Source organism: Martinezella lusitana, from assembly GCF_010668395.1.
GTDB classification, from domain to species: domain Bacteria; phylum Pseudomonadota; class Alphaproteobacteria; order Rhizobiales; family Rhizobiaceae; genus Rhizobium; species Rhizobium lusitanum_A.
Window position 1 is genome coordinate 97,938 of record NZ_WUEY01000004.1, and the last position, 14,766, is coordinate 112,703.

The 14,766-nt window shown below is 61.4% G+C and carries 11 protein-coding genes; 2 read left to right on the forward strand and 9 right to left on the reverse strand.

Annotated features, from left to right (window positions below; all coding sequences use genetic code 11):
* Window positions 1–52 precede the first annotated feature (52 nt).
* Together GR212_RS10530 and GR212_RS10535 are read left to right on the forward strand one after the other, a co-directional pair.
* Window positions 53–3,433, forward strand: coding sequence for a hybrid sensor histidine kinase/response regulator (locus GR212_RS10530; RefSeq protein ID WP_163986437.1), 3,381 nt, complete (start codon window positions 53–55; stop codon window positions 3,431–3,433).
* 1 nt (window position 3,434) lies between these two features.
* Window positions 3,435–4,358, forward strand: coding sequence for a response regulator transcription factor (locus GR212_RS10535; protein WP_163986438.1), 924 nt, complete (start codon window positions 3,435–3,437; stop codon window positions 4,356–4,358).
* 22 nt (window positions 4,359–4,380) lie between these two features.
* Here the strand turns inward: GR212_RS10535 and GR212_RS10540 are convergent, their stop codons facing one another.
* From GR212_RS10540 to GR212_RS10580, 9 genes are all read right to left on the reverse strand, one after another.
* Entirely contained in the window at window positions 4,381–5,076 is a 696-nt protein-coding gene (locus GR212_RS10540; protein WP_163986439.1) for a class I SAM-dependent methyltransferase, read from the reverse strand.
* 124 nt (window positions 5,077–5,200) lie between these two features.
* Window positions 5,201–6,172, reverse strand: coding sequence for a 2-hydroxyacid dehydrogenase (locus GR212_RS10545; protein ID WP_163986440.1), 972 nt, complete (start codon window positions 6,170–6,172; stop codon window positions 5,201–5,203).
* Between the two features lie 162 nt (window positions 6,173–6,334).
* Entirely contained in the window at window positions 6,335–7,456 is a 1,122-nt protein-coding gene (locus tag GR212_RS10550; protein ID WP_163986441.1) for a branched-chain amino acid ABC transporter substrate-binding protein, read from the reverse strand.
* Between the two features lie 182 nt (window positions 7,457–7,638).
* Entirely contained in the window at window positions 7,639–7,992 is a 354-nt protein-coding gene (locus tag GR212_RS10555; RefSeq protein ID WP_163986442.1) for a DUF6867 family protein, read from the reverse strand.
* Window positions 7,993–8,016: 24 nt separating this feature from the next.
* Window positions 8,017–8,745 (reverse strand): ABC transporter ATP-binding protein, encoded by a 729-nt coding sequence (locus GR212_RS10560; RefSeq protein ID WP_163986443.1) that lies wholly within the window; start codon window positions 8,743–8,745, stop codon window positions 8,017–8,019.
* Complete coding sequence (locus tag GR212_RS10565; protein ID WP_163986444.1) at window positions 8,745–9,617, reverse strand: ABC transporter ATP-binding protein; 873 nt, start codon at window positions 9,615–9,617, stop codon at window positions 8,745–8,747. The genes GR212_RS10560 and GR212_RS10565 overlap by 1 nt, the downstream gene beginning before the upstream one ends.
* Entirely contained in the window at window positions 9,617–11,008 is a 1,392-nt protein-coding gene (livM, locus tag GR212_RS10570; RefSeq protein WP_163986445.1) for a high-affinity branched-chain amino acid ABC transporter permease LivM, read from the reverse strand. The genes GR212_RS10565 and livM overlap by 1 nt, the downstream gene beginning before the upstream one ends.
* A 4-nt stretch (window positions 11,009–11,012) precedes the next feature.
* Window positions 11,013–11,915, reverse strand: a complete 903-nt coding sequence (locus tag GR212_RS10575) for a branched-chain amino acid ABC transporter permease (protein WP_163986446.1) — start codon at window positions 11,913–11,915, stop codon at window positions 11,013–11,015.
* Between the two features lie 306 nt (window positions 11,916–12,221).
* Window positions 12,222–14,648, reverse strand: a complete 2,427-nt coding sequence (locus GR212_RS10580; protein ID WP_163986447.1) for a GcvT family protein — start codon at window positions 14,646–14,648, stop codon at window positions 12,222–12,224.
* Window positions 14,649–14,766 lie beyond the last annotated feature (118 nt).

Below are 14,766 nucleotides of genomic sequence, written 5' to 3' on the forward strand. Positions count from 1 at the left end.
CGACATCTCTGGACTGCCGGAATTACGATGGCGGGACTGCTGAAGGGTAAGCATGGCTGCGCGGCAACGCATCATTCCTGTGAGACGCGAGTACAACCGCTGGGTCGCGAACCAGACGCTGGAAGACTACGCCCTGCGTTTCACCGCCAAGAGCGCGCGGCAATTCTCCTCGCAGCGCATCTCGCAGACGGCGATCGGCGCCATTTCCTTCCTGGCGCTTGAGGCGATCGGCGGCGCGATCACGCTGTCCTACGGCACCACCAACGCCTTCTACGCCATTACCGTCGCCAGCCTCGTCATGCTGGCGGTGGGCTTGCCCATCAGCCGCTATGCCATCCGCCACGGCGTCGATATCGATCTTTTGACGCGCGGCGCGAGCTTCGGCTACATCGGCTCGACCATCACCTCGCTGATCTATGCCAGCTTCACCTTCATGCTGTTTGCGATCGAAGCCTCGATCATGTCCGGCGCGCTGGAGCTGACGCTCGGCATACCCGTATGGATCGGCTATATCGTCAGCGCCGTCATGGTCATTCCACTAGTGACCCATGGTGTGCGCCTCATCAGCCGGTTCCAGCTGCTGACACAACCCTTCTGGATCGTTCTCAACGTCCTGCCCTTCGTCTTCATCGCTCTATCCGACTGGGGCAAGTTCGATCTCTGGCGGGCCTTTGCCGGCATTCATCATCCCGCCAGCGCGCCGGGCAGCGCCGCTCCCTTCGATCTGGTGGAGTTCGGCGCCGCGTCCGCCGTCATCCTGGCGCTGATGTCGCAGATCGGCGAACAGGCCGACTTCCTGCGCTTCCTGCCGCCGGATGGGCATCGCAAGTGGCGGCATCGGCTGGCGATCTTCCTTGCCGGGCCGGGATGGGTCATCATCGGCGCGCCGAAGCTGCTCGCCGGCTCCTTCCTCGTCGTTCTGACGCTGACCTCGGGCGTGCCGGCCGATCGCGCCGCCGATCCCGCGCAGATGTATCTCACCGCCTTCGGCTACATGATCCCCTGGCACAATGCCGCGCTGCTGCTGATGGCCGCCTTCGTGATGATCTCGCAGCTGAAGATCAACGTCATGAACGCCTATGCCGGCTCGCTCGCGTGGTCGAACTTCTTTTCGCGGCTGACGCACAGCCATCCCGGCCGCGTGATCTGGCTCGTCTTCAACGTCGCCATCGCGCTCTTGCTGATGGAACTCGGCATCTACCGGCTGCTGGAGGAGACGCTCGGCATTTTCTCGATCATCGCCATGGCCTGGCTCTGTACCATCTCGGCCGATCTCTTCATCAACAAGCCGCTGGGACTGGCGCCGCCGGGCATCGAATTCAAGCGCGCGCATCTCTATGACATCAATCCGGTCGGCCTGGGCGCCATGGCGCTCTCCGCAACCATCGCCCTGATTGCGCATTTCGGCGCCTTCGGCACGATCGCCGCTTCGCTTGCGCCCTATATCACCCTGATCGTCGCGCTCATCGCCTCGCCCGCCATCGCCTGGGCCACCAAGGGCAAATACTATCTCGCCCGCAAGCCGCGACAGAGCTGGAAAAACCTGACCACCATCACCTGCTCGATCTGCGAACATCCGTTCGAGCCGGAAGACATGGCGTGGTGCCCGGCCTATGCCGCGCCGATCTGCTCGCTCTGCTGTTCGCTCGACAGCCGCTGCCATGACATGTGCAAGCCGAAAGCGCGGCTCAATACGCAGGTCGGCACCGTCGCAAAGACTCTGCTGCCGGAAAGCATCGTCGCCAGGCTCGCCACACGCCTCGGCCGCTACGGCATTGCCGTTGCCTTGGCACTGACCGCCATGGGCGCGATCCTGGCAATGATCGCGCATCAGGTCGGCGCCGCTTCCCCCGAAACGGCCTCCGTGGTCGACCGCACCATCCTGATTGTCTTCTTCGTCTTTGCCGTCATCGCCGGCGTCGTCTGCTGGTTCTACGTGCTCGCCCATGACAGCCGCGTGGTCGCCGAGGAGGAATCCTCGCGCCAGAACACGCTGCTACTGAAAGAGATTGCCGCCCACAAGAAGACGGATGCGGCTTTGCAGAGCGCCAAGGAGGCAGCCGAGGCGGCGAACCGCGCCAAGAGCCGTTATGTGGTGGGCTTGAGCCACGAATTGCGCACGCCCCTCAATGCCGTGCTCGGCTACGCGCAGATCCTGGAGCGCGACGAGACCATTCCCGCTCCCCGCCAATCCTCCTTGAAGGTCATCCGCCGCAGCGCCGAGCATCTTTCGGGCCTGATCGACGGGCTGCTGGATATTTCGAAGATCGAGGCCGGCCGCCTGCAGGTCTATTCCAACGAGATCAATATCCAGGATTTCCTCGACCAGATCGTCGACATGTTCCGTCCGCAGGCACAGGCGAAGGGGCTGGCCTTCATCCACGAGCGCTCCGCCGCCCTGCCCGATTATGTCCGCACCGACGAGAAGCGGTTGCGGCAGATCCTCGTCAACCTGCTCTCCAACGCCATCAAGTTCACAGATACGGGCAGCGTTCGCTTCGATGTCGGCTACCGCAACCAGGTCGCCACCGTCACCGTCGCCGATACGGGCCGGGGGATTGCCGAGAAAGATATCACCCGCATCTATGAGCCCTTCCAGCGCGGCGAGGCCGACAGCGTGAGGCCGATGCCGGGCCTCGGTCTGGGGCTGACCATCACGCGGCTGCTGACGAACACGCTCGGCGGCGAGATTTCCGTCACCAGCGAAAAGGACAAGGGCTCAACATTCCGCGTGCGCCTGATGCTGTCGGCCGTCATCCGCCCGATGAAGCCGCCGGCGCAGGAGCAGCGCATCGCCGGCTACGAGGGGCCGCGACGCACCATCGTCGTCGTCGACGATAACGAAGACCATCGCGAGCTGATGCGCGAGATCCTGTCGCCGCTCGATTTCATCGTGCTGACCGCCGCCGGCGGCCCCGACTGCCTGACGCTGATCGAAGGCATCAAGCCGGATCTCTTTCTGGTCGATATCTCCATGCCCGGCATGAATGGCTGGCAGCTCGTCTCCCGGCTCCGGGAAAACGGCCAGACGGCGCCGATCCTGATGCTGTCGGCCAATATCGGCGATGCCGCCGCCGCGACGGACAGCGACGACAGCCATAACGACGCCATATCCAAGCCGGTCGACATCCGCCAGCTTCGCGACAAGCTGGCGCTGCATCTCGGCCTGCAATGGATCTATGCCGATGCCATCGCTCCGATCGTGCCGAAGCCGCCGCCACCCCTGAAGAGCCCCGGCACAGATCATGTGCGCGAGCTGATGCGGCTCGGCGAGATCGGCTATATCAGGGGCATCGAGGCGAAGCTTGCGGACCTCGCCAAGCTCGACGACAACAGACCGTTCACAGACGCTTTGCGCAGCTATGTTCAGGCCTTCGATCTCGACGGCTTCCTTACCGTGCTGCGCACCTTCGACACTGAAAAGGTAGAATAGATTGGCCGAGCCCACCCTTCCCCGCGACATAGTCTTGCTGGTGGACGATTCGCCTGACGCGCTCGGCTTTCTGACCGATGCGCTGGAGCAATCCGGCTTCTCCGTGCTGATCGCAACCTCGGGATCGGCTGCGCTGAACATCGTCGAGCGCATCACGCCGGATCTCATCCTGCTCGATGCCGTCATGCCGGCGATGGATGGTTTCGAAACCTGCCGCCGGCTGAAGGCCAATGCCGGCATCGCCCAGATTCCCGTCGTCTTCATGACGGGGCTGACCGAAACCGAGCATGTGGTGCATGCGCTGGAATCCGGTGGCGTCGATTATCTGACCAAGCCGATCAATGTCGACGAGCTGCGCGCCCGCATTCGCGTCCACCTGCGCAACGCCCGCTCCGCCCAGAGCGCCCGGGTGGCGCTCGACGCCGCGGGCCGCCATCTTCTGGCGGTCAAGGGCAACGGCGCCATCCATTGGTCGACGCCGCAGGCGACCCGCCTCATCAATGCCGCCACCGGCAGCGACGACGGCCTCGATCTCGCCTCCAAACACATCGCCGCCTTCATGCTGGAGCGCGAGCGGCTTGGGCCGGGGCGCGACAATCTTCTGTCGATCAGCAATGGCGGCCAATCCGCCCTGCAATTCACTTTCCTCGGCGCCATCGGAGCCGACGAATATCTCTTTCGCCTCACGGCCACCAACCAGCGCGCCGACGACGATATCCTGCGCCAGCACTTCTCCTTGACGCAACGCGAATCCGAAGTCCTCCTCTGGCTCGCCAAGGGCAAGTCGAACCGCGACATAGGCGAAATCCTCGGGCTATCCGCCCGCACGGTGAACAAGCATCTGGAGCAGATCTACGTGAAGCTCGGCGTCGAAAACCGCGCATCCGCCGCCGTCAAGGCAGCGCATGTCCTGCATGAAGTGTGAACAGCCCTTCAGGGGACCATATTCACGCCTTCACCGCCGAGAAGAACAGGAACCGTGGCTTGGTCGTCAGGCTCTTATAAGCCGCCGGGAAGAGGGTATCGACCTTTGGGTCGGGCTGCGGCTCGCTCAGGACATCGATGTGAAATCCAGCCGATTTAAGCGCATCGAACATGGCATGGAGCGGCCGATGCCAGAAACGCATGGCGATGGCCCGGCCGCCACGCTGCCATGTCTCGCTGAAATTATAGGTCTCGAAATAATTGTCGTGGCCGGCTAGGTCGTGATCCATGAAGGGGTGGTGTGTCGAAAAGACCAGACGGCCGCTTTCGGACAAAACGCGATTGAACTCCGCAAGCGGGAGTGACCAGTCCGCCAGATAATGCATCACCAGCGAGGCGATCACCAGATCGAAGGCGCCGTCTTCGAAGGGTAGAGGCTCGTTCAAGTCAGCCAGTATCAGCCGCGCCCGCCCTTCAAGGCGACGTCGCGCGATTTCGAGCAAGCCGGCGCTGGCATCGACGCCGGTCAGGATCGCGCCTCGATCGATCAGAGCCGCGGCATGAGCGCCGCCGCCGCACCCCGCATCGAGAACCCGAAGCCCAGCGACATCACCAGCCAACGCAAGAATCGCCGGCCGCTCGTAATGGGCATTCCAGGCATTGTTCTCGTTGTCGGCCTGATAGGCGGCGGCGAACGCATCATAGTCATTCTCGGACAATGTCCCTCCTCGCCGAGAGTCGGCATGCGCGGCAGCATCTCATTCGGTTGACGCCCAATATCCTGCCGATGCGCAATTTCACCGGCAAGCTTGTGCCTTCAACCTTGACCAACGCCCTCTTGGCTCAGACCACTCGGTCCGGCGGCTCGCGGCCCGCAAAGAAAGCTGTGATGTTGTCCACCACCTTCATACCCATGGCCGTGCGCGTTTCTTCGGTGGCGCTGCCGAGATGCGGCAGCAGCACGACATTGTCCAGCGACCGCAGCCGCTCGGGAACATGTGGCTCCGCCTCATAAACGTCGAGCCCCGCGCCACGGATAGTCCCTTGTTCCAGAGCCGAAATCAACGCTGCCTCGTCGACGACATCACCTCTTGCCGTATTGATCAGGAACGCGCCGGGTTTCATTGCCGCAAAGCGGGCCGCATTCATCAGATGACGATTTTCGGCTCCGCCGGGGCAATGAAGGGAGACGAAATCCGAAACCTCGAGAACGTCCTCCACCGTCTGCAGCTGTACGGCGCCATAACGCGCGGCCTCCATCGGATCGATGGCGGAACGATTGTAGAAGACGACATCCATGCCGAAGCCGAAATGGCAGCGCTGCGCGAAAGCCCGGCCGATGCGGCCGAAGCCGATGATGCCGACGGTCTTGCCGGTGACCTTGGTGCCGACCAGATGCGTCGGCCGCCAGCCCGTCCAGGCGCCGGCCCTGACCTCGCGCTCGCCTTCGCCGCCGCGACGGGCAACGGAGAGAAGAAGAAGCATGGCGATATCGGCCGTGCAGTCGGTCAGGACTCCGGGCGTATTGGTAACGACGATGCCCTTTTCCCTGGCAGCGGCGATATCGATATGATTGAAGCCGACGCCGAAATTGCCGAGGATTTTCGTGCGGAGCGCCTGCCCTTCGAAGAGCGCGGCCGGAAGCTTGTCGGAAACGGTCGGCAGAACCGCATCATAGGTCAGCAGCGCCTCGCGCAACTGCCCGGCATCGAGGGCGACGTCGTCCGTGTTGAACGTGGCGTCGAAGCGCTCCGACAGAACCTTTTCGACCGCGACCGGCCAACGCCGGGTGACGAGAATACGGGGTTTGCTCATGCTGCCATCCTCCTGCCGATAGAGGAGCAGACTTAAAACAGGTCTGCCGCAAAGGAAATGGCGATCGCCATCGTCCCGCATGAAAACCGCGGGAATGAAAAAGCCCGGCCAGTGGCCGGGCTCCTTGCATCGTCAGCGTGCCGAAAATCGGCAGCGCGGAGCTTACTTTTCGATTTCGGCGTAGTTGTACTTGCCGTCGGAACCCTTGGACCACTTGTACATGACATAGTCCGGACGGGTGATGTCGCCCTTGGCGTTGAAGCCGAGGTCGCCGATAGCGGTCTTGAACGGACCCTTTGCCTTGAGTGCGTCGGCAACAGCCATCGGGTCGTTGGAGCCGGCTGCCTTGGCGGCGGCGGCAATGACCTGCATCGCAGCATAGGAGTACAGCGTGTAGCCTTCCGGCTCATAGCCGGCAGCGCGGAACTTGGCGACGAGATCGGCGGAAGCCGGGTTCTTGCGCGGATCCGGCGAGAAGGTCATCAGCGTGCCATCGACGGCGTCGCCGGCGATCGAAGCCAGTTCGTTCGACACGATACCGTCACCCGACATGAAGTGAGCCTTGACGCCCTGGTCGGCCATCTGGCGCATGATCAGGCCGGCTTCGGTGTGCAGACCGCCGTAGTAGACGAAGTCGACGCCAGCCTGCTTCATCTTGGCGATAAGGGCGGAGTAGTCCTTGTCGCCGGGGGTGATGCCTTCATAAAGAACTTCCGTCACGCCGGCAGCGTTGAGGTTCTTCTTGGTTTCGTCGGCAAGGCCCTGACCATAGGGGGTCTTGTCGTGAACGACGGCGACCTTTGCGCCCTTGAAGTTGTCGGCGATGTACTTGCCGGCAACTGCGCCCTGCTGGTCGTCACGGCCGCAGGTACGGAACGTATTCCAGAGGCCACGCTCGGTATATTGCGGGTTGGTGGAAGCCGGGGTGACTTCGAGGATGCCGTTTTCGGCATAGACTTCCGAAGCCGGAATGGAAACGCCCGAGTTGAAGTGACCGACGACGAACTTGACGCCGTCAGCGACGAACTTGTTGGCGACCGAAACACCCTGCTTGGCGTCGGAGACGTCGTCGCCGAGTTCGATCTTGACCTTTTCCCCATTGATGCCGCCTGCCGCATTGATATCGGCAGCTGCCTGCTCGGCACCCTTCTGCAGCTGCGCGCCAAACGCAGCATTCGCACCCGTCAAGGGACCGCCAACACCGATAATGATGTCGGCCTTCGCAACACCACCGAAAGCGATCATCGCCGACAGAGCCACCGCCGACAGAAGATACTTCTTCATATTATTACTCCCAATTTTTGAGCGGGTTCCGTTTGATCTGCCCTGCGCGATACCCACCAATCATCACGCCGGTAACGCTTGCATTCCGAACTCTGGAAGCATGACCCTGCCCTGTGTCATTTGTTGTTATGGGCAGGATGACGCCACTCTATCTGCAGACTGTGCCTAGTTTAAGCACACTGTCAATTCTTCTTCTTCCAAGAAAAGGCCGAGGTCTTTTCATAAAGCCAGTAATAATTATTCACCATCTGGTCGGTACGACGATACCGGTATCCTGCTGTCCCGAAGACCAGCAGAAGAACAACGTCGATGACATAGATGACAGGATCGAACACCGCGCCATCGAACAGCGCATGGTGCAGGAATTGCAGTCCAAGGCCGATCAAGAAGCAATAGATGACGACAAGCGGATAGGATTCCCAATTGGAAGCCACGGCGCGGCCGGCGCGCCATGCGGTCCAGAAGCCGAGAATGACGATGATCGCGCGGATGACTATGCGGCCACCGGTATCACTGTCGAAGAAAAGTCCCTGCATGTCAGATTCTCCGCAGAACGAAACTCAATGATGACCGCCTTCGAGATAGGCGGCGCGCACTTCCGGATTGGCGAGCAGTTCCTTGCCGGAACCGCTCATCGTCACCCGGCCGTTGACCATCACATAGGCGCGGTCGGAAAGCTTCAGCGCCGCGAAGGCGTTCTGCTCGACGAGGAACACCGTCAATCCCTGAGTCTGGTTCAGGACCTTGATGGCCTCGAAGATGCCCTTGACGATCAGCGGCGCCAGACCCAGCGACGGTTCGTCCAGCAGCAGCAGCTTGGGACGCGCCATCAGCGCGCGGCCGATCGACAGCATCTGCTGTTCGCCGCCCGAAAGCGTGCCGCCGCGCTGCGACTGACGCTCCTTCAGGCGCGGGAACAGTGTGAAGATCTTCTCGACGTCCTCGTTGAAATACTTGAGCTTGTCGAGGCTCGCGCCCATCTGCAGGTTTTCATAGACGGTCATGCGCGGGAAGATGCGACGACCCTCGGGCGACTGCGCAATGCGCAGCCGCGCTATTTCATGCGTCGGCATGCGCGTGATATCGCGGCCGTCGAAGGTGACCGATCCGGTGCGCGCCTGCGGGCTGCCGCAGATCGTCATCATCAGCGTCGATTTACCCGCGCCGTTGGCGCCGATCAGGCTGACGATCTCACCGCTGTTGACTTCGATATCGACGCCGGCAAGAGCCCGGATATTGCCGTAAAAGGTTTCGACACCCGCGACTTTCAGAAGTGGTTGCCCCGCCATCAATTTTCACCCTCTTGGAGGTGTTCGACTTCGGCAATCACCTCTTCCACTTCCTCATCCTCGACACCCAGATAGGCGGCGATGACCTTCGGATCGTTCTTGACCTCGTCCGGCGTGCCGTCGGCTATCTTCTGCCCGTATTCGAGCACGATGACATGGTCCGAGATTTCCATGACCACGGACATGTCGTGCTCGATCAGCAGGATCGATGTGCCGGTGTCCTTGCGGATGCTGCGCAGGAACTCGTTGAGCACCAGGGATTCGCGAGGATTGAGGCCGGCTGCCGGCTCGTCCAGGCAAAGAAGTTCGGGACCCGTGCACATGGCGCGGGCGATTTCCAGGCGACGCTGCGCGCCGTAGGAGAGGTCGCCGGCGGGATCGTCGGCGCGATCGACGAGATCGGCCTTTTCGAGCCAGAAGCGCGCCAGCTCGATCGCGTTCTTCGCCTCGGCCCGATAGCGACCGATGCCGAGCAAGCCGAGGATCGTATAGCCGGAGGCCCGCATCAGCTTGTTATGCTGCGCCACCAGCAGGTTCTCGAGCACGGTGAGGCCCGAAAACAGACGGATATTCTGGAAGGTACGCGCCACCTTGGCTTCGCGCGTGATCCGGAAATCCGGAAGCCGCTCCAGCAGGTAGTCCTTGCCGCTCTTCTGGTTGAGCGTGATCATGCCCATCGTCGGCTTGTAGAAGCCGGTGATGCAGTTGAACACGGTGGTCTTGCCGGCGCCGTTCGGCCCGATCAGCGCCGTGATGTCGCCGCGCTTCGCCTCGAAGGAGAAGTCGTTGATCGCCATCAGGCCGCCGAACTTCATCGACAGGTGATCGACCTTCAGCAGGATGTCGTCGGGGGTGTTGGTCACAGCGTTCATCAGCCGTGGCCCTCCTTGGTAAAGCTGCCGGAGACCGCTTTTCGCTCCTTGAGGAACGCGGTCGGCTCACGGGTGCCGACAAAGCCGCGCGGCTTGATGATCATGACGACCACCATGGCGAGACCGAAGATCAGCATACGATAGAGTTCCGGGGTGAAATCCTCACCGAAGACCAGCTTGAGGAAATCCATGTCGCGCAGCAATTCCGTGCCGCCGATCATGGCGATCGCGGCAATCGCGATGCCCTTGAGCGATCCCATGCCGCCGAGAACGACGATCGCCAGGATCACGGCGGATTCGAGGAACACGAAGGATTCCGGCGAAACGAAGCCCTGACGCGCCGCGAAGAAGGAGCCCGCGAAGCCGCCGAACATGGCGCCGGTGGCAAAAGCGGTCAGCTTGGTCGTCACCGTGTTGATACCGAGCGAACGGCAGGCAATCTCGTCCTCGCGCAGTGCTTCCCACGCCCGCCCGATCGGCATGCGGCGCAGGCGGATCGTCACATAGGCGGTCAGCATGCAGAGGCCCAGGATGACGTAGAACAGGAAGATCTTGTACCAGGCCGACGACATAGGCAGCCCGAAGGACCGGATGAAGTTGTGCGGGTCCTTGAGGTCGAATGTATAAATGCCGAACAGCGACGCCTTGGTGATGTTGGAGATGCCGAAGCTGCCCTGCGTCACATCGGTCCAGTTCGTCAGCACGATGCGGATGATTTCACCGAAGGCCAACGTCACGATCGCCAGGTAGTCCCCCCGCAGGCGCAGGACCGGAAAGCCCAGGATCATGCCCCAAAGCGCGGCGAGGATGCCGGATATCGGCAGGAGCAGCCAGAAGGACAGGCCGAAATGCATCGAGAGCAGGGCATAGGAATAGGCGCCGACCGCATAGAAGGCGACGTAACCCAGATCGAGCAGGCCGGCGAGACCGACAACGATATTCAGGCCCCACGCGAGCATCACATAGATCAGGATCTGGATGCCGAAATTGTCGACATAGGTCAGCGATCCCTGCGGCCCCAAGAGCACCACCGCCGCGATCGGATAGATCAGCAGGAGCAGGAGCGCGATCTTGTTGAAGTGCCTGGCGGCGAAACTAGGTTCGCCTTCCACCTGCACGACCTTGGCCTTGGCTGCCTTGCGCGCCGCCAGATAGGGCTGGACGAAGACCGTCATGACAAAGCGGCCGACGGCGGCAATTGCGACGATGATGGCCAGAAGGCCCCAGCGCTGCACGATGATCAGCTTGTTGTCCATGTTCTGATCGGTCTTGAGGCCGATATAGAGAACGAACATGCCAAAAGCTATGACGGCGGTCCAAAGGGCATCGGTAATGCCTTTCTGGACAAGGCCGGGGCCGGTCTTGCCTGCAACGAAGTTTGAATTTGCCATGGCGTTATACCTTTTCGACTTCCGGCCGGCCGAGAATACCCGTCGGCTTGAAGATCAGCACGTAGGCAAGGATGCCGTATGTCGCGACATCCTTATACGCGATGGGAAAATTGCCAGACCAGAACGACTCGATGAGGCCGATCATGAGACCGCCGAGAACGGCACCCGGAAGCGAGCCGATGCCGCCCAGAACCGCCGCCGTAAAGGCCTTGACGCCCGGCACGAAACCGTCCGTGAAATTGGCGACGCCATAGTACATCAGATACATCGTGCCGGCCACGGCAGCGAGCGCGGCACCCATGATGAAGGTCACGGAGATGGTACGGTCCACATTGATGCCAAGCAACGCTGCCATCCTGCGGTCCTGCTCCGTGGCGCGCTGGGCGCGGCCGAGCGCTGTCTTGTTGACCAGATACCAGAAGGCGGCAAGCAGAACGATCGTGACGATGAAGATGATGATCTGCTTCAGCGAAATCGATACGCCGCCGAGGTTGTAGACATCACCCACCAACGTCGGGATCGGCTTGTTGCGCGGGCCCTGAGCGACCTGGATGAAGTTCGACAGCACGATCGACATGCCGATCGCCGTGATCAGCGGCGCAAGGCGGAAAGAGCCGCGCAGCGGCCGGTACGCGATCCGCTCGATCACCCAGTTCCACAGGCTCGTCATCAGCATGGCGACGATGAGCATCACCAGAAGCAGAACCGCCACCGGCAGGCCGGCAAAGAGCGAAACGAGAACCAGGTAGGTGATGAGAGCGGCGAAGCCGCCGAGCATGAAAACATCACCGTGGGCAAAATTGATCATGCCGATGATGCCGTAAACCATGGTATAGCCAATGGCTATGAGGCCGTAGATCGACCCGAGAGTCAGCCCGTTTAAGAGCTGCTGGATAAAATAATCCATATGTCATTTCCCCTGGATGCGGCGTCAAGCGACCACATCTCTTATTACTTTTTAGGGTTCCTTCGAGAGGCCCATAGGCTCGATTCCATACCGCTTTCGAAGGAAATGTGAAGCCAAAAAGGCGAGAAATTGACAAATTCTTTTCAAATCGCCGTGCGCTGATGCGAAACCGACCAAAAATGACACAAAAGCGGCAGCGCGTGGCTCAAAATTAGCCAAAAACGCCTGGCAAAATGCTCGCTCTGAAAAGCTTTCGTCAGCGGCGGGCCGTGCCTGGCCCGCCGTCATCGCCGGTATCGTCGTCCCTTAAGACCGCATCCCTGCACCGTCCGCATCGAACAGCGGCTCGGCCTGCGGCTTTGCCGGCAGAAGTTCGCCGAGCAACTCTATCGACCATCCCTGCCCATCGTCGGCAATCTCCTTCGGCACGTATCCGATCGCGACCGAAAGGCCGGAAGCGTGGGCATATCCGCCCGACGTCACCCAGCCGCAGACGGCGCCGTTATGATAGATCGGCTCGTCGCCGATAACATCGGCATCCTTTGCCGAAAGGATGAAGGTGCGCAGCCGCAAGGTCCCGCCTTCCGCCTTCTCCTTGGCCGCAGCCGCCTTGCCGACGAAATCCGTTTCCTTGGAAAGCGCAACGAATCGGTTGAGGCCGGCTTCCAGAGGGCCGTAGAGCGGCCGGTATTCTCGCGCCCAGCTGCCATAGGATTTGTCGAGGCGCAGCGCATTCAGCGCCCTCAAACCGAAGAGCCGGATATCGAACTCGGCGCCTTCCTGCATCAAAAGGTCGAAGATGTGGCGCTGGTATTCCGGCTTCATCCAGATCTCGTAGCCGAGATCGCCGGTATAGGAGACACGGCCGACGATGGCGGGCGCCATGCCGAGGTCTATCCGGCGAATCGACATGAAGGGGAAAGCTGCGGTGGAGAGATCCTGATGCGTCAGTTTCTGCAGCAGCTTGCGGGCATTCGGGCCAGCGATCGAAAGGCCAAGCAGCGAAAGACCGAGAGCCTCCAGCTGAACCGAGCCGTCCTTCGGCAGCAGGCTTTCGAACCAGCGCATGTGATAGGCTTCGGCAATGCCGGAACCGATCAGCAGGAAATCCCCTTCTCCGAGCTTCGCCAGCGTGAAATCGCCGATCAGCTTGCCGTCATGCTTCAGCATCGGCGCCAGCGTCATGCGGCCCACGGCCGGAATGCGGCAGGTCAGCAGCTTGTCGAGGAAAGCCTCCGCGCCCGATCCCTTCACCGAATATTTGGCAAAGCCCGAGGTTTCCATCAGGCCGACGCTCTCGCGCACCGCCTTCGCCTCGGCGCCAACCACATCGAAGTCGTTGGAACGGCGCCAGGAGAATTGATCGACCTCGCCTTGCGGGGCAAACCACAGAGCCTGCTCCAGGCCATAGTAAGCGCCGAAGACGCCGCCGGCCTGCTTGAGCTTGTCGTAGATCGGCGTCGTCAGCAGCGGACGGGCCGCCGGCAGCTCTTCGTTGGGATAGCGGATGGAGAAGCGGCGCGCATAGTTCTCGCGGACCTTCGCGTTCGTATAGGCCAGCGTTGCGTAGTCGCCGTAGCGGGAGACGTCCATCGCGAAGACGTCGAAGCCCGGATCGCCGTAGATCATCCAGTTGGCGAGCGCCAGGCCGACGCCGCCGCCCTGGCTGAAGCCGGCCATGACGGCGCAGGCCGACCAGTAATTGCGCAGGCCGCGCACCGGGCCGACGAGCGGATTGCCATCCGGCGAGAAGGTGAAGGGTCCGTTGATGATCTTCTTGATGCCGGCATTGTTGAAGGCCGGGAAATGGCGGAAGCCGACTTCCAGCTCCGGCGTGATGCGCTCGATATCCTCGGCCAGCAGCTCATGGCCGAAATCCCAGGGCGTCGTTACCGGCGACCATGGGCGACACGCCTTCTCATAGGTGCCCATCAACATGCCCTGCCGCTCCTGGCGCAGATAGATCTCGCCGTCGAAGTCGACGCAGTGCATCAGCTCCTTGCCCGTCGTCCTGTTGAAGTCGATGACTTCGGGCATGTCCTCGGTAATGAGGTACATGTGCTCCATGGCCAGCACCGGAAGCTCCAGCCCGACCATGCGGCCCACTTCGCGCGCCCAGAGGCCGGCGGCGTTGACGACATGCTCGGCGATGATCTCGCCCTGGTTGGTGACGACGCGCCAGGAGCCGTCCTCGCGCTGTATCAGCTCCTCGACCTTGGTATGCAGATAGATATCGGCGCCGTTCTTCTTGGCCGAGCGGGCATAGGCATGCGTCGTGCCGTAGGGGTCGAGATGGCCTTCGACGGGATCGTAGAGCGCGCCGACGAACTGATCTGGATCGAGGAGCGGCATCATCTCATGCGCTTCCTTCGGCGTCAGCAGCGTCGCTTCCAGCCCGTTGTAGCGGCCCTTGGCGAGAATGGACTTCAGCCAGTCGAAGCGCTGCGGCGTCGCCGCCAGCATCAGGCCGGAGGTCAGGTGCAGGCCGATGTCCTGGCCGGAATACTCCTCGATCTCCTTATAGAGCTCGACGGTATATTTCTGCAGCTTGGCGACGTTCGGATCGCCATTGATCGTGTGCATACCGCCCGCGGCATGCCAGGTCGAGCCGGATGTCAGCTCGGAGCGCTCCAGCAGCACCACGTCCGTCCAGCCGAATTTGGTGAGGTGGTAAAGCACCGAACATCCGACGACACCGCCACCGATGACGACGACCTTGGCATGGCTTTTCATCTAGGAATCCCCTGTTTTCGGTACGAAGCCGCTGGGTGTCTTCCCGCGCGACCGACCGCATTTGAGAGGAAACCTAGAGACTATCCGAGAGACCAAATAGCCCGAACTGCGAAACCGA

What these genes read in the sequence shown, in the direction of transcription:
- GR212_RS10580 (WP_163986447.1), bottom strand. Translation starts at nt 14,648, where the DNA reads ATGAAAAGCCATGCCAAGGTCGTCGTCATCGGTGGCGGTGTCGTCGGA.
- livM (WP_163986445.1), bottom strand. Translation starts at nt 11,008, where the DNA reads ATGGCAAATTCAAACTTCGTTGCAGGCAAGACCGGCCCCGGCCTTGTC.
- GR212_RS10530 (WP_163986437.1), top strand. Translation starts at nt 53, where the DNA reads ATGGCTGCGCGGCAACGCATCATTCCTGTGAGACGCGAGTACAACCGC.
- GR212_RS10550 (WP_163986441.1), bottom strand. Translation starts at nt 7,456, where the DNA reads ATGAAGAAGTATCTTCTGTCGGCGGTGGCTCTGTCGGCGATGATCGCT.
- GR212_RS10560 (WP_163986443.1), bottom strand. Translation starts at nt 8,745, where the DNA reads ATGGCGGGGCAACCACTTCTGAAAGTCGCGGGTGTCGAAACCTTTTAC.
- GR212_RS10565 (WP_163986444.1), bottom strand. Translation starts at nt 9,617, where the DNA reads ATGAACGCTGTGACCAACACCCCCGACGACATCCTGCTGAAGGTCGAT.
- GR212_RS10575 (WP_163986446.1), bottom strand. Translation starts at nt 11,915, where the DNA reads ATGGATTATTTTATCCAGCAGCTCTTAAACGGGCTGACTCTCGGGTCG.
- GR212_RS10545 (WP_163986440.1), bottom strand. Translation starts at nt 6,172, where the DNA reads ATGAGCAAACCCCGTATTCTCGTCACCCGGCGTTGGCCGGTCGCGGTC.
- GR212_RS10555 (WP_163986442.1), bottom strand. Translation starts at nt 7,992, where the DNA reads ATGCAGGGACTTTTCTTCGACAGTGATACCGGTGGCCGCATAGTCATC.